The organism is Streptomyces sp. NPDC024017 (assembly GCF_040638895.1).
In the GTDB taxonomy this organism is placed as follows: Bacteria; Actinomycetota; Actinomycetes; order Streptomycetales; family Streptomycetaceae; genus Streptomyces.
In genome coordinates this window covers 431903-453617 of the sequence record NZ_JBEZYZ010000006.1, presented here as the reverse complement: position 1 = coordinate 453617, position 21715 = coordinate 431903, and the positions used below count along the sequence as shown (strand labels likewise).

Annotated in this window: 19 protein-coding genes and 1 riboswitch; of the genes, 2 read left to right on the top strand and 17 right to left on the bottom strand. The window is 70.9% G+C overall.

Translation table 11 applies throughout. The features are described from left to right. Positions 1-16: 16 nt before the first annotated feature. Complete coding sequence (locus AB0G20_RS19180) at positions 17-2545, top strand: FtsX-like permease family protein (RefSeq protein ID WP_361303598.1); 2529 nt, start codon at positions 17-19, stop codon at positions 2543-2545. A 52-nt stretch (positions 2546-2597) separates the two neighbouring features. On the opposite strand, the gene AB0G20_RS19175 is transcribed toward AB0G20_RS19180, so the two are convergent. The 16 genes from AB0G20_RS19175 to AB0G20_RS19100 all read right to left on the bottom strand — a co-directional run bounded on the left by AB0G20_RS19175 (position 2598) and on the right by AB0G20_RS19100 (position 20263). Then, positions 2598-3890 (bottom strand): cyclopropane-fatty-acyl-phospholipid synthase family protein, encoded by a 1293-nt coding sequence (locus tag AB0G20_RS19175; RefSeq protein WP_361303595.1) that lies wholly within the window; start codon positions 3888-3890, stop codon positions 2598-2600. A 239-nt stretch (positions 3891-4129) separates the two neighbouring features. Then, complete coding sequence (locus AB0G20_RS19170; RefSeq protein WP_361303592.1) at positions 4130-5518, bottom strand: NAD(P)/FAD-dependent oxidoreductase; 1389 nt, start codon at positions 5516-5518, stop codon at positions 4130-4132. 420 nt (positions 5519-5938) lie between these two features. Continuing rightward, positions 5939-6880: a Ppx/GppA phosphatase family protein gene (locus AB0G20_RS19165; RefSeq protein WP_361303589.1), complete on the bottom strand. Its 942-nt coding sequence runs from the start codon at positions 6878-6880 to the stop codon at positions 5939-5941. Continuing rightward, positions 6877-7407: a DUF501 domain-containing protein gene (locus tag AB0G20_RS19160; protein WP_361303586.1), complete on the bottom strand. Its 531-nt coding sequence runs from the start codon at positions 7405-7407 to the stop codon at positions 6877-6879. Before AB0G20_RS19160 ends, AB0G20_RS19165 begins: the two co-directional genes overlap by 4 nt. Before the next feature lie 53 nt (positions 7408-7460). After that, a complete protein-coding gene (locus tag AB0G20_RS19155; protein WP_361303583.1) occupies positions 7461-7937 on the bottom strand; it encodes a septum formation initiator family protein in 477 nt (158 codons plus the stop codon). 116 nt (positions 7938-8053) lie between these two features. Then, positions 8054-9334 carry a phosphopyruvate hydratase gene (eno, locus tag AB0G20_RS19150; protein WP_361303580.1) on the bottom strand — a complete coding sequence of 427 codons (1281 nt, stop codon included), beginning with the start codon at positions 9332-9334 and terminating at the stop codon, positions 8054-8056. A gap of 262 nt (positions 9335-9596) precedes the next feature. Beyond that, positions 9597-10280 (bottom strand): transglycosylase family protein, encoded by a 684-nt coding sequence (locus AB0G20_RS19145; protein WP_361303577.1) that lies wholly within the window; start codon positions 10278-10280, stop codon positions 9597-9599. 4 nt (positions 10281-10284) lie between these two features. Next, positions 10285-10451: riboswitch (cyclic di-AMP (ydaO/yuaA leader) on the bottom strand. A gap of 228 nt (positions 10452-10679) precedes the next feature. Then, positions 10680-11636 carry a transglycosylase family protein gene (locus tag AB0G20_RS19140; RefSeq protein ID WP_361303574.1) on the bottom strand — a complete coding sequence of 319 codons (957 nt, stop codon included), beginning with the start codon at positions 11634-11636 and terminating at the stop codon, positions 10680-10682. 122 nt (positions 11637-11758) lie between these two features. Beyond that, on the bottom strand, positions 11759-13057 hold the full coding sequence (locus tag AB0G20_RS19135) for a cytochrome P450 (protein ID WP_361303571.1): 1299 nt from the start codon (positions 13055-13057) through the stop codon (positions 11759-11761). A 46-nt stretch (positions 13058-13103) separates the two neighbouring features. Further along, entirely contained in the window at positions 13104-14123 is a 1020-nt protein-coding gene (locus AB0G20_RS19130; protein WP_361303568.1) for a nucleoside triphosphate pyrophosphohydrolase, read from the bottom strand. Positions 14124-14244: 121 nt separating this feature from the next. After that, a complete protein-coding gene (locus AB0G20_RS19125) occupies positions 14245-14895 on the bottom strand; it encodes a SurA N-terminal domain-containing protein (protein ID WP_361303565.1) in 651 nt (216 codons plus the stop codon). Between the two features lie 143 nt (positions 14896-15038). Further along, positions 15039-16535 (bottom strand): protein kinase, encoded by a 1497-nt coding sequence (locus AB0G20_RS19120; protein WP_361303866.1) that lies wholly within the window; start codon positions 16533-16535, stop codon positions 15039-15041. Between the two features lie 38 nt (positions 16536-16573). Further along, positions 16574-17206 (bottom strand): hypothetical protein, encoded by a 633-nt coding sequence (locus AB0G20_RS19115; protein ID WP_361303562.1) that lies wholly within the window; start codon positions 17204-17206, stop codon positions 16574-16576. A 183-nt stretch (positions 17207-17389) separates the two neighbouring features. Then, a complete protein-coding gene (locus tag AB0G20_RS19110; RefSeq protein ID WP_361303559.1) occupies positions 17390-18133 on the bottom strand; it encodes an N-acetyltransferase in 744 nt (247 codons plus the stop codon). Between the two features lie 40 nt (positions 18134-18173). Beyond that, complete coding sequence (locus tag AB0G20_RS19105) at positions 18174-19442, bottom strand: MFS transporter (protein WP_361303556.1); 1269 nt, start codon at positions 19440-19442, stop codon at positions 18174-18176. 44 nt (positions 19443-19486) lie between these two features. Continuing rightward, positions 19487-20263 carry an HNH endonuclease family protein gene (locus AB0G20_RS19100; protein WP_361303553.1) on the bottom strand — a complete coding sequence of 259 codons (777 nt, stop codon included), beginning with the start codon at positions 20261-20263 and terminating at the stop codon, positions 19487-19489. 161 nt (positions 20264-20424) lie between these two features. Here AB0G20_RS19100 and AB0G20_RS19095 point away from each other — a divergent pair, with 161 nt between their 5' ends. After that, a complete protein-coding gene (locus AB0G20_RS19095) occupies positions 20425-20616 on the top strand; it encodes an antitoxin (protein ID WP_361303550.1) in 192 nt (63 codons plus the stop codon). 89 nt (positions 20617-20705) lie between these two features. Here the strand turns inward: AB0G20_RS19095 and AB0G20_RS19090 are convergent, their stop codons facing one another. Continuing rightward, positions 20706-21542, bottom strand: coding sequence for a hypothetical protein (locus AB0G20_RS19090; RefSeq protein WP_361303863.1), 837 nt, complete (start codon positions 21540-21542; stop codon positions 20706-20708). Positions 21543-21715: the final 173 nt, after the last annotated feature.

Sequence of the window (21715 nt, the reverse complement as noted above, 5' to 3'; positions counted from 1 at the left end):
TGGACTGAGAAAACCCATGTTCCGAACCGCCTTGCGCAACGTGCTCGCGCACAAGGCCCGGCTCCTGATGACCGTGCTCGCCGTGATGCTCGGCGTGGCCTTCGTGTCGGGGACCCTGGTCTTCACCAACACCATCTCCGACGCCTTCCAGAAGAGTTCCGCGAAGGGCTTCGACCAGGTCGACGTCGCCATGACGGCGGACTACGAGGATGCCGAGGGCGACCGGGTAGGCAAACTCCACGAGCTGAACCAGGCCGTGCTCGACAAGAGCGAGCGGGTGCCCGGGGCCGCGTCCGCCATCGGGGTCGTGCAGAACTTCACCGCCATCGCCGACAAGGACGGCAAGCTGATCGGCGAGGGGTTCCAGTCGCAGGGCGGCAACTACTGGGGCACCAAGGACCCCCGTTACCCGCTGGTCAGCGGACACGCCCCCAAGGGCCGAGGCGAGATCCTCATCGACTCCGAGACGGCGAAGCGCGCCGGCTACAAGGTCGGCGACACCGTGCGGATGTCCGTCGACGGGCCGGTCCTGACCCCGAAGATCACCGGCATCTTCACCACCGACGACGGCAACGTCGCGGCCGGCGGCAGCCTCACCCTGTTCGACACGGCCACCGCCCAGAAGCTGCTGGGCAAGCCGGGCGTGTACGACCAGATCGACGTCAAGGCGAAGCCGGGCGTCACGCAGGCCGCGCTGAAGGCCGAGCTGGACAAGGCGCTGCCGAAGGGCACCGTCTCGACCACCACCGGCAAGCAGCTCGCCGACGACCAGGCGGAAGCGATCTCCCGGTCGATGAGCGGCATGCAGACGGCCCTGCTGGTCTTCGCCGGCATCGCCCTGTTCGTCGGCACGTTCATCATCGCCAACACCTTCACCATGCTGGTCGCCCAGCGCACCAAGGAGCTGGCACTGATGCGGGCGGTCGGCGCCTCGCGCCGGCAGGTGACGCGCTCGGTGCTCATCGAGGCGTTCGTGGTCGGCGCGGTCGCCGCCGTGACCGGGCTGATCGCGGGCATCGGCATCGGGGCCGGACTGCGCTCCCTCATGGGCACGTTCGACGCGACCGTGCCCGACGGGCCGCTGGTCATCACGCCCGGCACGATCGTCGCCGCGCTGGCGGTCGGCATCCTGGTGACCATGCTGGCGGCCTGGCTGCCGGGCCGCCGGGCCGCGAAGATCCCGCCGGTGGCGGCCATGAGCAGCGTGCACGCCAAGGCCACGACCAAGTCGCTGGTGCTGCGCAACACGCTGGGCGCCCTGGTCTCGGCCGCGGGTGTCGCGGTGGTCCTCGTGGCCACGACCATGGACGGTTCGGACGGCCAGATGCCGATGGGCTTCGGCGCGGTGCTGCTGATCATCGGCGTGTTCATCCTGACCCCGCTGCTGTCCCGCCCGCTGATCGCCGCCGCCGCGCCGGTGCTGCGCGCCTTCGGCATCTCCGGCAAGCTGGCCCGGCAGAACTCGGTGCGCAACCCGCGCCGCACGGCCGCCACCGCCTCCGCGCTGATGATCGGCCTGACCCTGATCACCGGCATGACGGTGATGGCGGGCAGCCTGCAGCAGGCCATCGAGAAGATGGCGTCGGCGTCGATCAAGGCCGACTACGTGGTGTCCATGGCGAACGGCAACCCGCTGTCGCCGGACGTCGAGAAGAAGCTGAAGCAGGCCGGTGACGTCACCGCCACCAGCCCGATGCTCAACGCCGAATCCCGGATCGACGGCCAGAGCGAGTACCTGACCGGCGTCAACGGCGCCGCGATCGGCGACCTGGTCGGCCCGAAGGTCGACGAGGGCACCTTCAGGATCGGCGGCAGCAACGTCGTCGTGGACAGCGAGACGGCCAAGTCCTACGGCTGGAAGGCCGGTTCCGCCTTCACCGTCTCCTACGGCGACGGCAAGAAGCAGAAGCTCACGGTCGCCGGGACGTACGAGAGCAACGACTTCCTGCGCGGCATCCTGCTCGATGAGAAGACCCTCGCCCCGCACGAGTCGGACCCGTACAACATGAAGGTCATGGTGAAGACCGCCGACGGCACGTCCGGCGCGGTGCAGGACAAGCTGGAGAAGGCCCTCGGCACCAACCCGGCGATCAAGGTCCAGTCCAAGGACGACATCTCCAACGAGATCGCGCAGATGTTCACGCTGATGCTGAACATGGTCTACGGCCTGCTCGCGATGGCGGTGATCGTGGCGGTCCTGGGCGTCATCAACACCCTGGCCATGTCGGTCTTCGAGCGCTCCCAGGAGATCGGCATGCTCCGCGCGATCGGCCTGGACCGCAAGGGCATCAAGCGGATGGTCCGCATGGAGTCCCTGGTGATCTCCCTGTTCGGCGCGGTGCTGGGCATCGGCCTGGGCGTCTTCTTCGGCTGGGCGGCCGGTGAGCTGCTGGCCTCGAGGATGGCGACGTACGAGCTGGTCCTGCCGTGGGCGCGGATGGGCGTCTTCCTGCTGCTGGCCGCGACGGTGGGTGTCCTCGCGGCGCTGTGGCCGGCCCGGCGGGCGGCACGGCTGAACATGCTGGAGGCCATCAAGGCCGAGTAGCGGACGCGCGAAGGGCCCCTTTCCCCTGCGGGAAAGGGGCCCTTCGCCGTTCTCAGTTCCAGGTGCGGGCGCGCAACGGCAGGTCCGACGCCCCGGACTCGGCGGTGCGCACGGCCAGGACCTGGTTGACGCCGATGCGGTTGCGTTCGAAGGCCAGGGCGGAGGCCGCCATGTACAGGCGCCAGACGCGGGCCCGGCCGGGGCCGGCCAGCTGGACGGCACGCTGCCAGTCGGCTTCCAGGCGGGCGACCCACTGGCGCAGGGTGAGGGCGTAGTGCTCGCGGATCGCCTCGACGTCACGCACCTCGAACCCGGCGCGATCCAGCCGGTCCACGGTGCTGCCGATCGGCTGGAGTTCGCCGTCGGGGAAGACGTAGGAGTCGATGAAGGCGTCGACGCTGTACGTCGTCTCGTCCCGCTGCGGGCGGCGGGCGATCTGGTGGTTCAGGAGCCGCCCGCCGGGCTTGAGCAGGTTGTACAGGTCGGCGGCGTACTCCAGGTACCGCTCGCCGCCCACGTGTTCGGCCATGCCGATGGAGGAGATCGCGTCGTAGGGCCCGTCGCGGACGTCGCGGTAGTCCTGGACGCGGATCTCGACCTTGTCGGTGAGGCCCTCGTCGGCGACGCGCTTGCGGGCGTAGGCGGCCTGCTCCTGGGAGAGCGTGACGCCGACGACGCTCACGCCGTGCTCGCGGGCGGCGTGGATGGCCATGGAGCCCCAGCCGCAGCCGACGTCGAGCAGCCGCCGGCCGGGGCCCAGGCCGAGCTTGCGGCAGACGAGTTCGAGCTTGTCCCGCTGGGCCTGTTCGAGGGTGCTGTCCGGGGTGGGCCAGTAGGCGCAGGAGTACACCATGGACGGGCCGAGGACGATCTCGTAGAAGTCGTTGCCGACGTCGTAGTGGTGGCTGATGGCGCGTCTGTCGGTGCGCTTGGTGTGCAGGTGGCGGCGGGGGCTGCGGGCCTCCTCGCGGGGCGGGGCGGGCGGCAGCGGGGGGCCGGCGAGCTTGACCAGTCCGCGGACGGCGGCGCGGACCTCGGGATCGCGCAGGGCCTGGGCGAGGGTGCGGGCGTCCTCGCCGCGCTCCCAGATGAGACCGGACAGCACATCGAGGGTCGCGTAGAGGTCGCCCTCGATGTCGAGGTCCCCCGCCACCCAGGCGCGGGCCATCCCCAGTTCGCCCGGCTTCCACAACAGTCGGCGCAGCGCGCGGCGGTTGCGTACGACCAGCATCGGCGCGCCCGGCGGGCCGGCCTGCGAACCGTCCCAGGCGCGGATACGCACCGGGAGCGGTGCTCCCAGCAACTGTGTGAAGAGGCCCTGCAGCCGCGTCGCGGCGTCTGCCATGGTGTACACCTCCGTGACGGGGAATCCCGGAATGTCCGACACCACGTAAACACCTGCGGGGCTTCGGCGCAGTCCCCGGCACGCGTCATCTCTGGGCAAAACCGCCGCTTCGCCCGCCCGGACGCGGCTCCCTGACACGCCGAAGGACCCCGGCACGCCGGAGGACCCCGGCACGCCGAAGGGCCTCCCGCACCACGGATGGCGGGAGGCCCTTCGTCAGGCAGATGACCGACCGGAGGTCAGGAGGCCTTGGCCTTCTCCTCGGTCTTCTCCTTCGGCGCGGCGGCGACCGGGGCCGGCTTGGCGGCCTCGTAGAACTCCTCGCGCGGCGTCTCGATGGCGCCGAGCGAGACGACCTCGCGCTTGAGGAACATGCCGAGGGTCCAGTCGGCGAAGACGCGGATCTTGCGGTTCCAGGTCGGCATCGCCAGACCGTGGTAGCCACGGTGCATGTACCAGGCGAGACGGCCCTTGAGCTTGATCTTCATCTTGCCCATGACGATCATCGCGACGCCCTTGTGGAGGCCGAGACCGGCCACCGCGCCCTTGTTGGCGTGCGAGTAGTCCTTCTGCGGGAAGCCCCGCATGCCGGACACCACGTTGTCGCCGAGGACCCGGGCCTGGCGCAGCGCGTGCTGGGCGTTCGGCGGGCACCAGGCGTTCTCGTTGCCCGCCTTGCGGCCGACGAGGTCGGGGACCTGGGCGTTGTCGCCGGCGGCCCAGATGTAGTCGGTGCCCTTGACCTGGAGGGTCGGCTCGCAGTCGACGTGACCGCGGGGGCCGAGGGGCAGGCCGTAGCGGGCCAGGGCCGGGTTGGGCTTGACGCCGGCGGTCCAGACGATGGTGCTGGAGTCGACCTCGAGGCCGTTCTTCAGCACCACGTGGCCGTCGACGCAGGAGTCCATGGAGGTGGACAGGTAGACCTCGACGCCGCGGCCCTCGAGGTGCTCCTTGCCGTACTTGCCGAGCTTGGGGCCGACCTCGGGGAGGATCTTGTCGGCGGCGTCGACGAGGATGAAGCGCATGTCCTCGCGGGACACGTTCTTGTAGTACTTCGAGGCGTCCCGGGCCATGTCCTCGACCTCGCCGATGGTCTCCGCACCGGCGAAACCGCCGCCCACGAAGACGAAGGTGAGCGCCTTGCGGCGGATCTCCTCGTCGGTGGTGGAGTCGGCCTTGTCGAGCTGCTCGAGGACGTGGTTGCGCAGGCCGATGGCCTCCTCGACGCCCTTCATGCCGATGCCCTGCTCGGCGAGGCCGGGGATCGGGAAGGTGCGGGAGACCGCGCCGAGCGCGATCACCAGGTAGTCGAAGGGCAGCTCGTAGGCCTCGCCGACCAGCGGGGAGACCGTGGCGACCTTGCGGTCCTGGTCGATGGTGGTGACCCGGCCGGTGAGAACCTCCGCCTTGGGCAGCACGCGTCGCAGCGGGACGACGACGTGGCGCGGGGAGATGTTGCCGGCGGCGGCTTCGGGGAGGAAGGGCTGGTAGGTCATGTACGACCGGGGGTCGACGACCGTGACGGTCGCCTCGCCGTAGCGCATCTTCTTCTGGATGCGCCGAGCTGCGTACAGGCCTACGTACCCACCGCCTACTACGAGGATCCTGGGACGCTCCGTGGTGCTCATGCCATCGAGTATCCACCCGTCTCAGGGGGGTGGCTCGTGCGCCCCTTCACAAGCTCGGGTGGGGTGTGTGCTATCCTCCGCGGCTCGCGTGATCCACGTCATGGTGACAACCGGGCTCCTTTGTGCACCCCGGAGCGTTGTCAATGCCGCGTGAGCTGCCTCTCTGTGTCCGAAGGGCCTCCGTGAGGCCCTCCTCGAGCGCCGCTCCGAGCGCCTTCCCGGACACCTCCATACCATGCTTCTGAACATGTTCAAGGGCCTGTTCAGCCCCCGGACGGGTCAACGGGACCCCTCTCATCGCCCGGGAGGGCCGAATTCCTTGTGAAGAACTTCACGAACTTTTCCGACGGGCTGTCGCCGGGGGTTCGTCCGAGCCTCCCGGACGCGCTCATTCGTGATCCATGCCTGCTCAGAAGCGGGCTAGGCGACCGACCACGCGATGCCGTCGAGGATGTCGTGCTCGCTCACGACGACCTCCTGCACTCCGATCCGCTCCATGATCGACAGGAGTACCAGGGCGCCCGCCCCGATCACGTCGACCCGGCCCGGGTGCATGGAGGGCACGGCCGCGCGCTCGGCGTGGGTGGAGCGAAGCAGCCACTCGGTGATCTCGCGGACCCGGTCGTGGGAGACGCGGGAGTGGTGGATGGCCTCGGAGTCGTACTCGGGCATCTCCTGCGCGATCGCCGACACGGTCGTCACGGAGCCGGCCAGGCCGACCAGCGTGCGCGCCTCGCGCAGCGGAACGGTCTGCTCGGCGAGGTCGAGCGCGGCCTCGGTGTCGGCCCGCATCGCCGCGATCTGCTCCTCGGACGGCGGGTCGCTCACCACCCCGTCCCGGGCCAGGTGCCGCTCGGTCATGCGGACGCAGCCGATGTCCACCGAGCGGGCCGCCCGGACGCGGTCGTCGCCCACGACGAACTCGGTCGAGCCGCCGCCGATGTCCACCACCAGGTAGGGCTTCGGGAGGTGGTCGCCGCCGGCGAGTTCCTTGGTGGCGCCGGTGAAGGAGAACTCGGCCTCCTGGTCCCCGGTGATCACCTCGGGCTCGACGCCCAGGATGTCCAGCACACCGCGCACGAACTCGTCCCGGTTCTCGGCGTCCCGGGAGGCGGACGTCGCCACGAACCGCAGCCGCTCCGCCCCGTGCTCCTTGATGATCCCGGCGTACTCGCGGCACGCCGCGAAGGTCCGCTGCAGCGCCTCGGGGGCGAGCCGGCCGGTGCGGTCGACACCCTGCCCGAGCCGCACGATCGTCATGCGGCGGTCCAGGTCGACGAGCTCACCGGTGGCAGGGTCCGCGTCGGCGACCAGGAGCCGGATGGAGTTCGTACCGCAGTCCACGGCGGCGACACGGGTCACTGGGCGTCCTCCTCGACGGCCGTCACGCACGGGCCCTTGCGCCACCACTCGGGCAGCATCGCGATCGCCTCGTCCCCGAGCGGGTTCACGCCCGGCCCCGCGGCCAGGGAGTGGGCCACGAGGACGTGCAGGCACTTCACCCGGTCCGGCATGCCGCCCGCGCTCGGGAAGTTCTTCAGCTCCTCGATCTCGTCGCGCCGCCGGATGTAGTCCTCGTGCGCGGCGCGGTACGCCGCCGCCAGCTCCGGGTCCGAGTCCAGCCGCTCGGTCATCTCCTTCATCACGCCGTTGGCCTCCAGCGTGCCGATGGCCGAGTTCGCCTTGGGGCACGTCAGGTAGTACAGCGTGGGGAACGGCGTGCCGTCCGGCAGCCGCGGGGCCGTCTCGACGACGTCCGGCTGTCCGCACGGGCAGCGGTGCGCGATCGCGCGCAGACCGCGCGGGGGCCGACCGAGCTGCTGCTTGAAGGCCTCGACGTCGGCGTCGCTGGGCTCGGTGCGCGGGGTGGTCGGCGGGGGCGTTTCCATGACTGTCTTCAGGCTGTCTTTCTCTGGGTTCAGGTCACTGACTGGGGCTCGGGTCACTGGCCGGAGGCGTCGGCCTTGTCGACCCCGTCCCAGACGTTCGAGTACCAGGGGCGGTCGGCCGCCCCCAGGTCGGTGCGCGACTGCTTCGCCGCGCGCGGGTCGACGACGATGAAGCCCGTCTCCCCCGGCATGACGTAGTGCAACCGCTGCCGGATCTGCTGCTCGGCGTACGCGTCGTCCTGCCAGCGCGCCTTCAGGTCGCGCAGCCGTTCGACGCGCTCTCGGGCCTGCTGCTGTTCGCGCTGGAGGTCCTCGATCTCGGCGCGCTGCGAGACGTACTCCCGCATCGGGTAGGCCAGGGCCACGATCAGCGAGCACATCACCAGGGCGAGCAGCGCGGCCCGGCCGGTCAGCCGCGAGCGGCGGGCCTGGCGCTTGGTCTGGGAGCGGTAGACCCGGGCCGCGGTCTGCTCACCGAGCAGCCGGATCCTGGTCGCGGTGGAGAACCGGTCCCGGTCCTTCACGGCCATCTGTCCGCCTCCCGCTCCACGTCATACGCGCGTACGTCCCCGGACACGGTACGGGACCGAGTACGGGGACGTACGTACGACTGGCGCAAGCCTCGACGGGCCGGGGCTTTTGCTGATCAGCCCTTGAAGCGCGGGAAGGCGCTGCGGCCGGCGTAGACCGCGGCGTCGTCGAGGATCTCCTCGATGCGCAGCAGCTGGTTGTACTTGGCGACGCGCTCGGAGCGGGCCGGGGCGCCGGTCTTGATCTGGCCGCAGTTGGTGGCGACGGCCAGGTCGGCGATGGTGACGTCCTCGGTCTCACCGGAGCGGTGCGACATCATGCACTTGAAGCCGTTGCGCTGGGCCAGCTCGACGGCGTCCAGGGTCTCGGTCAGCGAGCCGATCTGGTTGACCTTGACCAGGAGCGCGTTGGCGGCGCCCTCGTCGATGCCGCGGGCCAGGCGCTCGGGGTTGGTGACGAACAGGTCGTCGCCGACGAGCTGGACCTTGTCACCGAGCTTGGCGGTGATGGTCTTCCAGCCCTCCCAGTCGTCCTCGAACAGCGGGTCCTCGATGGAGACGAGCGGGTACGCGTCGACGAGCTCCGCGTAGTACTCGGTCATCTCGGCGGCCGAGCGCTGCTTGCCCTCGAAGGTGTAGACGCCGTCCTTGTAGAACTCGGAGGCGGCGACGTCGAGCGCCAGGGCGATCTGCTCGCCGGGGGTGTAGCCGGCTTCCTTGACGGCCTCGAGGATGAGGTCGAGGGCCTCGCGGTTGGAGCCGAGGTTCGGGGCGAAGCCGCCCTCGTCGCCGAGGCCGGTGGCCAGGCCCTTGCTCTTCAGGACCTTCTTCAGCGTGTGGTAGACCTCGGCGCCCCAGCGCAGGGCCTCGGAGAAGGACTCCGCGCCGATCGGGGCGATCATGAACTCCTGGATGTCCACGTTGGAGTCGGCGTGCGAGCCGCCGTTCAGGATGTTCATCATCGGCACCGGCAGCAGGTGCGCGTTGGGGCCGCCCAGGTAGCGGAACAGCGGCAGGTCGCTGGCCTCGGAGGCGGCGTGGGCGACGGCGAGGGAGACGCCGAGGATGGCGTTGGCGCCGAGGGAGCCCTTGTTGTCGGTGGCGTCCAGGTCGAACATGGCCTGGTCGATCAGACGCTGCTCGGTGGCGTCGTAGCCGACCAGCTCCGGGCCGATCTGCTCGATGACCGCGAGCACGGCCTTCTCCACACCCTTGCCGAGGTAGCGGTTCGAGTCGCCGTCGCGGAGCTCGATGGCCTCGAAGGCGCCCGTGGAGGCGCCGGACGGGACGGCGGCACGACCGGTGCTGCCGTCGTCGAGGCCGACCTCGACCTCGACCGTGGGGTTGCCTCGGGAGTCCAGGATTTCCCGGGCTACGACGACGTCGATGGACGGCACGAGCATCTCCTTCTTGGTGTGACGCGGTGACGCGGGTCGCGTGGACCCGGCGAGGTGCGGGCCCGGTGGCTCGCGACATGAGCCTAACCGGCTCCGGGCGATCGGCCACCGGGTCGCCCACCCCATGGACAGAACCGAGAGTAAATTGTTTCCGAACGGAACAAAGCCCGTTGCCGAAAAAACCCCGCCCCGGTGCGTACGGGGGATGACGCACCGGGGCGGGGAGACCGTGGACCCTGGGCGGGTCCGGGTGGGCCGCTGCTTACTTCAGGTGCAGCTGCTGGCCCGTGTAGATGAGGTTGGCATCGTCGATGATGTCCTTGTTCAGCTGGTAGAGCTTCTCCCAGCCGCCCTTGACCTTCTTGTCCTCGGCGATCGAGCTGAGGGTGTCACCCTTGACGACCTTGTACTCGCCGTCGCCCTTCTCGACCTTCTTGCCGGTCGGGGTGGTGACGGTCTTCTTGGCCGCCGGACGCTCGTCGGAGCGGGAGGCCGGCTGCTGGGTCTCGCGGGACTCGGTGCTCTGCTCGGAGGAGCTGCCGGAGTCGCTCGAGGAGCCGCCGCCGGTGTAGCCGGCGCTCGACAGGCCCTTGCCGCAGACCGGCCAGGCGCCCTTGCCCTGGCTCGCCAGGACCTTCTCGGCGATCTCGATCTGCTGCTCCTTGGTGGCCTGGTCGGCGGTGGAGGCGTACTTGGTGCCGCCGTAACCGGACCAGGTGGAGGCGGAGAACTGCAGACCGCCGTAGTAGCCGTTGCCGGTGTTGATGGACCAGTTGCCGCCGGACTCGCACTGGGCGACGGTGTCCCACTCGGAGGCGGTGGCGGCGGAGGCGTTGCCGGCCGCCATCAGCGGGGCGGCGACGGCGGCACCGGTGACACCGGCGATGGCGATGACCCGAGAGGCCTTGGACGGACGGCGGTGCGTGCCCTTGCCGGAAAACAGCATGGAGAGATCCCCTCACCGACGCCTGCGAGGTGAGCTGTCGGGTTCGGGCCGGTTGAGTTGCCCGGCCGCGTCCCTCCCGGGACACGGCTTCACCCCAAGCCCTTCCGGCACAACTGGCCGGTCGGGCACCTACCTTGGGTCCCCCGCTCCTGCCTACGGCGCTTGACGCGACGACTGTTCCCGTACGGCCGCTGGCAGGATTCGGCGTTGCGGCAGCCGGGGCTCGTGGTGACGAGCGGTCACGACCGTAGACACGCGATCCGCGGAATTTCAAAGACGATCAGGGCTTCTGAGATCTATCTCTCACGGGCCTCAAACGGGACATTCTCCGCGAATCATGACGCGAACTCGTGCGGTTTGGGGGCGACTTCCGCCAACGTTTCCGCACTGCCCGAACAGCTACTCCTCGTCCCCTTCGCCCTCCACCGTGAGCTTCTGACCGGGGTGGATGAGGTTCGGGTCGGTACCGACGGCCTTCTCGTTGCCGTCGTAGAGCGCGTGCCATCCGCCGCTGACCCGAAGGGCGTCGGCGATGGACCAGAGGCTGTCGCCGACGCCCACGATGTAGGCACCTTCGGACGCGTCAGCGGAGGCCTCGTCACCGCGCGAGGAGTGACGGCCCGTGGACTCGTCCGCACGGCCGCTCTCGGGCGTGCCGGTCTCGTCGGCACTGGGACCGCGATGGCGGCCGGAGCCGGCGTCTGTCGGCGCCGAGGAGTCGTCGCTCTGCTGCGAGTTGCCGGACCGGCCGCTCTCGGGGGTGGCCGACGGAGAACCGTCGGACTGCCGGTCCTGCGACGAGTCGGAGGATGCGGACGACTTGCCCGGCTTGGCGGTTTCGTCATCCGACGATGACGACGTGTCAGGCGACGACGAAGACGAGGAAGGACTCGCGGAAGGAGACGAACCCAGCGAGTCGAGCAGACCGGGCGAGTCCTCAGACCCGGATGATTCAGACGAGTCGGACGAATCCGACCCCTTGTCCTGCTGGAGCCCGGAGAGCAGTCCGCAGGTGCGCCACGCGCCGACCCCCTGGTCGGCGAGGATTCTCTCCGCCACGGCTATCTGCTGGGAGCGGCTGGCCAGGTCGGCGCTCGCGGCGTAGTCGAGGCCGCCGTGGTTCTCCCAGTCCTCCTGGGACAGTTGCAGGCCGCCGTAGTAGCCGTTGCCGCTGTTCTGGCTCCAGGCGCCGCCGGTCTCGCAGTCCGCGACCCGGTCCCAGGTCGTGCCGTCGGCCGCACTGGCACCGGAGGCCCCGAGGAGCGGGATCGCGATGGCGGAGCCGGTCACTCCGGCCGCGACGAGGAGAGCCGGAGCCTGGCGAGGGCGACGGTGCCGACCGTTCCCGGAGAGCATACGGAGACCTTTCACGAGGCATCAGTGACCGACGCGTCCGGAATCCCGGGCCGCGTTGATGGGTGAACGTATCGGCAGACGATCACTTGTCACAAGTTAATGCCGCGCAGATCACGTGAAGATCACAGTCCTGATGTTTCGTCACCTCCCGTCGGTGAGAACTCCACCGGCAGCGTGCGCAGCCCGCGCATGATGAGGCCGCCGCGCCATCTCAGCTCGGCCGGATCCGCCGCGAGCCGGAGGTCCGGGAGACGGGTGAGGAGGGTGGCGAGCGCGGTCTGGCCCTCCAGGCGGGCGAGCGGGGCACCGAGGCAGTAGTGGATGCCGTGGCCGTACCCGAGGTGCTGGTTGTCGCGGCGGGCGAGGTCCAGCACGTCCGGATCGGCGAACCGTTCCGGGTCCCGGTCCGCGGCGGCCAGGACGACGAGGACGGGGTCGCCGGCCTCGATGTGCTGCCCGCCGAGGGTGAGGGGCTGCGTGGCGAAGCGCCAGGTGGCGAGTTCGACGGGGCCGTCGTAGCGGAGGAGTTCCTCGACGCCGGTCTCCAGGAGGCCGGTCTCCCCCGCGGCGAGTGAGGCCTGGAGCCGTGCGCGCTGCTCGGGGTGGGTGAGCAGGGCGTAGGTGCCGTTGCCGATGAGGTTCACGGTTGTCTCGAAACCGGCGAACAGCAGGATGAAGGCCATGGCCGCCGCCTCGTTCTCGGTGAGGTGCTCACCGTGGTCGGAGGCGCGGATGAGACCGGAGATGAGGTCCTCGCCGGCGGCGGGTTCGGCGGGCAGCGCCTCCCGCTTGCGGTGGATGAGGTCGGCGAGGTAGCCGCGCATCTTCTTCACCGACCGCGCGACCCCGCCCCTGGGCCCGCCCTGGTGACGGATCATCATGCCCGCCCAGTCGCGGAAGTCGTCCTGGTCCTCGCGCGGGACACCGAGCAGGTCGCAGATGGCGTAGATGGGGAGCGGGAAGGCGAACTCGTGGATCAGGTCGGCGGATCCCTTGCGCGCGAACCCGTCGATGAGGGTGTCGGTGAGCTCCTGGACCCGTGGCGTGAACTCGGCGACCCGGCGGGGCGTGAAGGCCTTGGACACGAGCCGCCGCAGCCGGGTGTGGTCCGGCGGGTCGATGTTGAGCAGATGCGTCATCAACTCGGCCTTGCGCTCCCCGGGGATCCCGGTCTTGCCCTTGGCGTGCGCCGGTTCGTCGTGATGCGCGGGGTTCTTCGAGAGCCGGCTGTCGGCGAGCGTCTGCTTGGCGTCGGCGTACCGCGTGACCAGCCAGGCCTCCACACCGCTGGGGAGCCGCGTCTTGTGAACGGGGCTGTGCTCGCGGAGCCAGGCGTAGGCGGGGTAGGGGTCGCTCGCGAACTCCCAGGTGAAGAGGTCGGGAGCGGCCGCGGGGGTGCTGGGCTGGGGCTGGTCGGTCACGCCTCGACCGTATCCGGCACCGGGGAGCTCGCCTGCCCCAGGCCGCTCAGCCCTCGGCCTCCCTGATCGCGTCCCGGTACGCGCGGGCCGCGGCTCGCAGGGCCGCCTCCGGGTCGACGCCCTCCGACTCGGCGCGCACGGCCAGGGCCAGGAGGTCGTAGCCGATGCCCTCGACGGGTGGCAGCGGTATGTCCAGGTCCGCTGTGCGGGCGCGGGAGGCCAGCTTGGCGGCGAGGGCCAGGCCGGGCTGGCCGAGGGGGATGCCCTCGGTGATCGAGGTGCGCTGCTTCTCGACCGCCTTGGTGCGCAGCCAGTGTTCCTTGACCTCCTCCGGGGTGGTGGCGGTCGCGTCGCCGAAGACATGGGGATGGCGGTGGATCAGCTTGGCGACGATGCCGCCGGCCACGTCGTCGATGGAGAAGGGGGTCTCCCCTTCCTCCGGGCGGGCTTCCTCGGCGATGCGGGCGTGGAACACGACCTGGAGGAGGACGTCGCCGAGCTCCTCGCGCAGTTCGTCGCGGTCGCCTTCCTCGATCGCCTCGACGAGTTCGTACGCCTCCTCGATGCCGTATTTGGCCAGGCCCTTGTGGGTCTGCTGGGAGGACCAGGGGCACTCGGCGCGGATGCGGTCCATGACCTGGACGAGATCGAGGAGCCGGGCGCCCGGCAGGTCGTAGGAGGCGGGCAGCAGCTCCAGCTCGGGCATGGCGATACGGCCGGTGCCGGCGAGGCGTGCCAGGCCGTCCGTCAGGGCCGGTTCGCCCTCGCCCGTCGCCACCACGACCACCGTGTGTCCCCCGGCGCAGGCGTCGACCAGCTCCTGGGCGGTCGGGGACGCCTCGGCGACGGTGATCCCCGCCTCGCGCAGATACGGCAGCTGCGGATGTGTGCCGTCCGTGCACAGCACCCGGTCCGCCGCGTGGAGGGCCTGCCAGGCGGGCCAGGAGAGCAGACCGGGTGCGACACGGTGGCTGGTGGTGAGCAGGATGATGCGGCCGGGGGCGGCGGCCGCGTCGGGAGCGGTCCGCTCGGGGCCCGGGGTGGCTTCGGGGCTGTTGGCGTTCACGGTTCGAAGCTATCCCACGCCGCCGACAGCGCCCGAAGTCGTCCACAGGGCCCGGCGGGCGGGTGCCCTGCGTGCCGGACCTGCTCTCCGCGCCGGACCCGCTGTCCGTGCCGTACCCGCTCTACATGCCCTGCTGGGGCTGTGCCGCCGCCGTGACGTCCCGCACCCACGGCGTCTTGGCGTCGGCGCGGCTGCTCTTCTGGACGTCCCAGGTGCCGTAGCGCGGGTTGAGGTCGACGTTCAGGTCCTTGGAGGCGTCGGAGAGGGCCTTCCAGAACTCGGGGCGGCCGGTGTCCGTGCCGAGCTTCTCGGCGAGCTTCTGGGCCTCCAGCTGGAGGCGGAGGTTCTCGTCGAGGCGCTGCGGCGGGATGCCGTACTGCTGGAGCCAGGTCGTCTCCAGGGCCTTGGCGCCGCCGGCCTGCTGTTCCAGGCCGGACCGCATCGCCTGGATCTCCTTGCGGGAGACGGTCACTCCGGCGTCCTCGGCGGCGCGGTGCAGCACCCGGTCCAGGACCATGGTCTGCAGGGTGTCGCGGGTGAGGGTGCCGGTTCTGGCGATGGCCTGCTGGTACTGGGCCTCGTCCTGTACGGCCGCCCGCTGGGCCGCGCGTACCTCGCCGACCCGCTCGTCGAGCTGGGCGACGGTGATCCGCTGGCCGCCCACCACGGCTGCGGCGCCGGGATGCGCGTCGTTTCCGCAGGCGGTGAGGAGGGGCGCCGCGGCGGCGATCGCGGCGGTGAGGAGGAGCGCGGTGCGACGGCGGCGGTGCAAGGAAACCTCCCGAGGAGATTGTGCGACGGTGCACAAGGTCTTGCGATGATCGATGGTAGGCAGTGGGCAAGCTCTGGCCAACCCATTCGACCAACGATTCACCGGGACTTCCGGCACCGCCGCGCCACGCCCCGGGGCGGTCGTCAGCCGCGGACCTGCCCCAGCCAGTGCAGCGTCCTGCGGATCTCCGCACCGAGCGGGTGCCCGGGGCCGTGGGTGCGCTCCACGTCGTGCAGCAGCCGGGCCAGGGTGTCGTGGGCGGCGCCGCGGTCGCCGAGGGCGAGCAGGAGATGCCCGATCCGGCGGCGGACGTCGTGCGCGAGCTCGGGGCCGCCGGCGGCGACGTACTGGTTCTCGTAGTACGGCAGCACCGCCCGGTACTCGGCGAGCGCCGCGGCCGGTTCGCCCAGCTGTTCGAGGCACTGGGCGGCCTCGTAGCGGAAGCGCAGGGCCTGCGGGTCGGCCTGGCCCGCCTCGGCGGCGCGCTCGTCGGCGAGCCGGCGCAGCTCGGGCAGGGCGCGCCGGTACTGACCGTCGTCCAGGAGCGTCGCCGCGTACTGCTTGCGCAGGGTGCGGACGACCGGGGAGTGCGCCCCGTGCTGCTCGGCGGCGGCGGGCAGGATTGCTCCGAGGATGTCGACGGCCTGGGTGACGCGGCCCTCGCCGAGGAGCCGTTTGACCTCGTCGACGGCGCGGGCGATGTCGGTCTGCCCCGGTGTGTCGGTGACGGTCGTGGCGGGCGTGGGCTGGGGCGCGGGGGTGCGCGCGCGGTCGGGCCAGGGGGCGTGCGGGCGCAGGAACGGGCGGGTGGGGTCCAGGGCGGCTCCGGTGGGCGTCCCGCGCGCGGGCAGGAGCAGCTCCAGGTGCTCGTAGACCTCCTGCGCCGAGGCGGGCCGGTGCTGCGGGTCCTTGGCGAGGAGGCGCAGGACGAGGGCCTCCAGGGCCTCGGGGACCTCGGGGCGGAGGCGGCGTACGGGCAGCGGGGGCTCGTACAGGTGCCGGTGCAGGACGCCGAGGGCCGTGGAGCCGGAGAAGGGCACGTCGCCGCTGAGCAGTTCGTGCAGGACCACGCCGAGGGCGTACAGGTCGGTGTAGGGGCCGACCGCGCCGCCCATCGCCTGCTCCGGGGCCATGTAGGCGGGCGAGCCGATGGGGGTGCCGGTGTGGGTGAGGCGGGTGGTGTCCGCGTCCATGACGGAGGCGACGCCGAGGTCGAGGACGGTGACCGTGCCGTCCTGCTTCACCATCACGTTGCGCGGTTTGAGGTCACGGTGGACGATCGGCACGGCGTGCACGGCGCTCAGCACGGCGCACAGCTGCGCGGCGACCGCGACCGCCCACTGCCAGGGGTACGGGGCGTGCTCGGCGAGGTGGCCGGCGAGGTCGGCGCCGTCGATGTACTGCATGACGAGGAACAACTCCTCGCCCTCACTGCCCGCGTCGTGCACGGTGACCAGGCCGGGGTGGTCGACCTGCGCGGTCACCCGGCACTCGCGCACGAAACGGCGGCGCAGTTCCTCCGCGTCCTGGCCGGCCACCTTGTCGGGGCGCAGCAGCTTCACCGCCACGCGCCGGTCGAGCCGCTGGTCGTACGCCGTCCAGACCTGGCCCATACCGCCCTGCCCGAGGACCGTGGACAGTTCGTAGCGGCCGGCGACGACACGTCCTGCCGCGCCGGTCACCGTCCGCCCTCGTGATTGCCGTCCCGGTGGCCTTCGCCCTCGTGCCGGCGCAGGTAGTCGCTGAGCTCGTCGAGTTCGGCGCGGACCTGGTCGATGCGGGCGGGGGCGGGGCGCTGGGGGGACGGGGGCGGCTGGATCGGGCCCGGGGCGTGAGGCGTGGCGTCGTGGGGGGCCGGTGTGTGAGGTGCCGGGGGCTGCGGGACGGGCGTGGACGTCGGGGCGTACGGCGGCGCGGGTTGCGGATAGCCGTACGGGGTGTGCGTGACGGTCGGTGCGTGGGGCGAGGCGTAACCGGCGAACTTCCGCTGTTCGCCGTGGTGGCCGATGTCCACGACGAGGAAGTAGATGGCGGCGCCCGCCCCGAGCAGCAGGATCATGGCCAGCGCGATGTCGGTGCGGTAGTCGTCCTCCGGCAGCGCGCCGACCACGGCGAAGCCCGCGATGGACAGCGGCAGGCTCACCCAGGCCAGCACCCAGTCGAGGGCCCGTCCGCGCAGGACCGCGACCCGGAACAGCGGTACGCAGGCCAGCACGCCGCACGTGAGGAAACCGGCTGCGGCGAACAGCACCCGCAGGGAGATGACCGTTGCCGCGCTGCGGGGAGGCGGCGCCGCGCCGTGGCCGTACATGACTGCTCCTGGACCGGTGGCCGATGAGGACGGACGTGCGAGTGACAGACCCTGTTGGGGAATCCGAGCGTATAGCCCGACACGGACAACCGGTCACGGGTTGTACCGAACCGTTGTCATGCTGATCACTTCGTGTGAACAGCCCGCCCCCGGCCCGTCGTAGGCCGTACCGTCCGTCACGCCCTACAACGGGTGCCGCATCCACACGTTGGGCTCGACGTACACCGCGTACCCGCGCTCCACCTCGCAGCGCACCGGCACCAGAGCGCCCGGCACCTCGATGTCGCCGTCGGTGTCGAAGGGCAGGCCCGTCCAGCGGCGCCAGTCCGCGAGCGGGGCGGCCACCGTCATGGACGCCGGTGCCACCGAGTCGATGGTGGCGCCGGCCCTGGCGTGGACGCGCAGCCACGGGTCCTGGGGCAGGCCGTCGGGGCGGACGCGGTGGGCGTACTCCTCCATCGGCGTGTGCGGTTCCAGGTGTTTGGCGTTGGGGCGGACCGGGGCGACGACCTCGCGGAAGCCGCGGGCCCGGGCGTTGTCGCGCATGGCCGAGAGCATCACCGCGGACAGGCCGTGGCCCTGTGCCTGCGGGGCGACGGAGACCGAGATTGCGCTGACGGTGTCGGGCCGGACTCCGCGCCGCAGATCGGAGAAGGCCCACACCAGCGCCGCGTCCCAGCCGTTGGCCGGCAGCCGGCCGCGGTGCGCGGCGTCGAGGGCGAACGGCACGCTGTAGGCGTTCGCCACGATCTCGCCCTGCTCGTCCTCGGCGAACAGGACGTACTCCGGGAGTTCGGTGGCGATCCGCGGGAAGTGGGCTGCGCCCACGAGGTCCTGGATCACGAACTCCGGCCAGCTGTCCGCCATCCCGACGACCCGCTCCAGCATGTCCGGGCGGTCGGCGAGGCTCGATATCTTCGGCTGCATGTGATCACGGTAGACACGGGGGGCGGGCCCCCGGAACCGATTAACGAGCGGGCACCCGGTCCGCCGGCCGGGAAGACCTGGCTCGCTGTGCGGCAACCACCATGACGGCCACGGACATCAGAACGATCCCGGCGCCCACGTAGAGCGGCGCGGTGTAGCCGAGACCCGCGGAGATGGCCAAGCCTCCGAGCCAAGCGCCCAGCGCGTTGCCGACGTTGGAGGCGGACACGTTGGCGCTCGCCGCCAGTGCCGCCCCGTGGGCGAAGTCGGTGACGCGAGTGATCATGCCGGGCACGCTGGCGAACCCGGTCACCCCCATGAGGAAGACGAGGACCACCGAGGCGGTGGCGCTTTCCGCCAGCAGCCCGAACAGGGCCAGGGTGAGGGCGAGTCCGAGCAGGGCGAGGACCAGGGCCCGGTCCCGGTCGCGGTCGGCCGCGCGCCCGCCGACCAGGTTTCCGACGACCAGGCCGATGCCGTAGACCATCAGCAGCCAGGCCACGTCCGCCGGGGCGAAGCCGCTGACCTCGGTGAACGTGTACGCGATGTAGCTGAACGCGCCGAACATCCCGCCGTAGCTCAAAGCGGTGGCCACCAGCGTCAGCCAGACCTGCCAGGACCGGAAGGCCCGGAGCTGCTGCACCAGGCCGCTGGGCGGTATTCGCTCCGCCTCCACAGCGGTCGTCCCCACATCCGTCGCTCCCACCGCGGTCGCTCCGACCGCGGTCGTCTTCGCCGCCTCTGCCACCGGCCGCGCCTGGTCCGCCCGGGCGGGCACCAGCGCGGCGATTCCCGCCAACGCGAGGAGGCCGATCGCCGTGACCGCCCAGAAGGCCGCTCGCCAGCCCCACCGCTCACCGACCAGCGCGCCGAAGGGCACACCCAGCACGTTCGCGACCGTCAGCCCGGCGAACATGATCGCCACGGCCTGGGACTTCTTCTCCGGTGCGACCAGGCTGCGCGCGACCAGGGATCCGATCCCGAAGAACGAGCCGTGGCACAACGCCGCCACGATCCGCCCGAGCAGCATCACCTGGTAGTTCGGTGCGACCGCGGACAGCAGGTTGCCGATGACGAACAGCGCCACCAGGCCGACCAGGATGTGCTTCCGGGGCAGCCGCGCCGTCGCCGCGGTCAGGGCGATCGCGCCGACCGCGACGCTCAGCGCGTACCCCGAGATCAGCCAGCCCGCGGCCGCCTCGGACACCGCGAAACTCGACGCCACCTGCGGCAGCAGCCCGGCGATCAGGAATTCGGTCAGGCCGATACCGAAACCGCCGAGTGCCAGCGCGATGAGTCCACTCGGCATCCGTCACTCCCCGATCGACATCAACTGGCCTCCGGGCAGGGCTCCTACCCGCCGCACTGCTCCAGCATCATCTCCTTGTCGGCCGCCGTCACGGCGAGTTCGTACTTCAGCGACACCTGGGCGAAGCGCACCGAGTAGGCGCAGCGGATCCGCTTGTTCGGGGGCAGCCAGGACGCCGGGCCGGAGTCTCCCTTCGAGCCGTTGGTCGGCCCGTCCACCGGGACGAGGTTGAGCGGGTCGTTGGCGATGGACTCCCGCTTGTCCTTCGTCCAGCGCGAGGCGCCCATCTGCCAGTCGTACGACAGCGGCATGACGTGGTCTATCTGGACCTTGATCGCATGGGACTTGGTCCACTCGATGACCTTCCCGGTGTACGGGTCGTTCAGCGTCAGTGAGGTGACGACGCAGTCCGATCCCGCCCGGAAGCGCAGGTCTTCCCCGTCTCGTTTCAGAAGGTCGTTCCGCGAGTCGCAGCCGTTGCGGGAGAAGGGGACGTCGCGGGGTGCCGAGTCCATCCAGGCGTAGCCGAACTTGTCCCGTTCGTAGCCCGTCTTGGGGCCGCGTCCCTTCGTCGCCACCTTCTCGATCAGGGCACGCGCCCGCTTCTTGTCCGCGCTGGAAGTGATCGCCGCCAGCCCCGGCTTGGTGCCGTCCGGGTTGTCCAGCGGGTTCACGGCCCGTCCGTCGCCGGCGGCCGGGACTCCGGAACCGGAGGCTCCACCACCGTCCGCGGGCGGGGCCAGGCCCTCGCAGCCGGCCAGTGCCGAACCGGTGAACACCATCGCGACAGCCAGTGCCGCCCCGCCCCTCAGACGCGTCACCGTGCGCCCCTCCTCTGTCTGCGTGTTCCGCTCCGGCACGGGCGCCCGTGCCCGGTCCCACGGTAGCGAGGAAGAGGTTCAGACCACATCGGGCCTCAATGCGCATTCTTCGCATCTCGCGCGTATCGTCGGTTCTGAATCACCTCCGGAGGGAGCTTTGCATGGGCATCTTCGACAAGTTCAAGAGCCAGGCGCGGAACAAGGGCAAGCAGGGCTCTGACACCGCGGAAGAGCGGATGAACGAGAGGACCGGCGGCAAGTACGAGGACCAGGTCGACTCCGGCCAGCAGCGCGTCGAGGGCTCGCTGGGTATGGACCGCGACCGCGACCGCAACCGGCCCGAACAGCAGTAAGGCCTCCGATTCCGGGGCCGTCCGCGGAGACACGGACGCATTCTCCTGCGGGCGGCTTCCCATGTCCGGAGCCGGGCCACCCCCTCCGGTCAGACCTTGCCTATGCCCAGCGTCGTCTCCGAGGGCAGCAGGCCCGAGGCCAGGACCGCGACCCAGAAGTCGCCCAGCAGTTCGGCGAGACGGTCGGCACCGACCGGACCGAGGAACTGCCAGGGTCCGGTGGCCAGTTGATCGGTGTGCTGCTCCACGCGGAGGCGCAGGGCTCGGCCCGCCTCCGTCGCCTTACCGTCCGCGTCGACGAGTCCTCTGGCGGCCAGGCGGTCGCGCGCGGCCGTCCACTGCTCAGGACTCCAGCCGCGGCTCTCGAAGCGTTCGACCGACGCGGCGCCTATCGCGGCGAAGGAGACGAGCGCCTCCACGGGATCCAGTCCCGCCATGAGCAGGGCCGCGAGGTGGCCGTCGCCGCGGTGTTCGCGCAGGATCGTCGCCGCGTGCCACAGCTGCAGGTGCGGGGCCTGCGGCCAGTCGAGCGCGGCGTTGGCCGCGGCCAGTGGACGGGCGGCCGTGTCCGCGGCCTCTGCCGCGCGCCGGGCGAGCGCGGCGGCCTCTGCCAGCTCGGGGCCGGCCACCCGGTCGCCGAACAGGGAGCGGTAGGCCCTGTCGACCGCCCGCATCCTCGCTTCCAACACCGCGGCGGGGCTCGCGATCCGCCACGCCGGTTCGACGTACTCGGCGACCATGCGGGGACTGAAGCTGTAGAAGGCCGAGGCCACCTGCTCCGGCCCGACCTGCCCCAACGGGGCGGCGCGATACGGGAAGTAGCTCGGCCAGCGCTCCCTCGTGTCGTATCCGAGAGCGGCCGCCTCCTCGAAGGCCTCCGGCGCGTAGTACACCACCGCGTGCAGGGGCTCCAGCAGGTGCCACATCTGCCGCACGCGGGCCGGCTCCACGCCGCCCTCCCGCGCCCCGGCGCCCCCGCCGATCTCACTGACCTGTTCCGGCATGGCGTTCCTCCACTCGTGCCCGACCCCCGCAGCCCGTGACCCCGTCGCATCCGGCCACGCACAACTTGACACTGACAAGATTGCACGGAGCGAGC

Excerpts from the sequence above, each read along its gene's own strand:
- AB0G20_RS19180 (WP_361303598.1), top strand. The coding sequence starts at position 17 with ATGTTCCGAACCGCCTTGCGCAACGTGCTCGCGCACAAGGCCCGGCTC.
- AB0G20_RS19175 (WP_361303595.1), bottom strand. The coding sequence starts at position 3,890 with ATGGCAGACGCCGCGACGCGGCTGCAGGGCCTCTTCACACAGTTGCTG.
- AB0G20_RS19170 (WP_361303592.1), bottom strand. The coding sequence starts at position 5,518 with ATGAGCACCACGGAGCGTCCCAGGATCCTCGTAGTAGGCGGTGGGTAC.
- AB0G20_RS19160 (WP_361303586.1), bottom strand. The coding sequence starts at position 7,407 with ATGGAAACGCCCCCGCCGACCACCCCGCGCACCGAGCCCAGCGACGCC.
- AB0G20_RS19155 (WP_361303583.1), bottom strand. The coding sequence starts at position 7,937 with ATGGCCGTGAAGGACCGGGACCGGTTCTCCACCGCGACCAGGATCCGG.
- AB0G20_RS19145 (WP_361303577.1), bottom strand. The coding sequence starts at position 10,280 with ATGCTGTTTTCCGGCAAGGGCACGCACCGCCGTCCGTCCAAGGCCTCT.
- AB0G20_RS19140 (WP_361303574.1), bottom strand. The coding sequence starts at position 11,636 with ATGCTCTCCGGGAACGGTCGGCACCGTCGCCCTCGCCAGGCTCCGGCT.
- AB0G20_RS19115 (WP_361303562.1), bottom strand. The coding sequence starts at position 17,206 with ATGTACGGCCACGGCGCGGCGCCGCCTCCCCGCAGCGCGGCAACGGTC.
- AB0G20_RS19110 (WP_361303559.1), bottom strand. The coding sequence starts at position 18,133 with ATGCAGCCGAAGATATCGAGCCTCGCCGACCGCCCGGACATGCTGGAG.
- AB0G20_RS19105 (WP_361303556.1), bottom strand. The coding sequence starts at position 19,442 with ATGCCGAGTGGACTCATCGCGCTGGCACTCGGCGGTTTCGGTATCGGC.
- AB0G20_RS19095 (WP_361303550.1), top strand. The coding sequence starts at position 20,425 with ATGGGCATCTTCGACAAGTTCAAGAGCCAGGCGCGGAACAAGGGCAAG.
- AB0G20_RS19090 (WP_361303863.1), bottom strand. The coding sequence starts at position 21,542 with ATGTGGCACCTGCTGGAGCCCCTGCACGCGGTGGTGTACTACGCGCCG.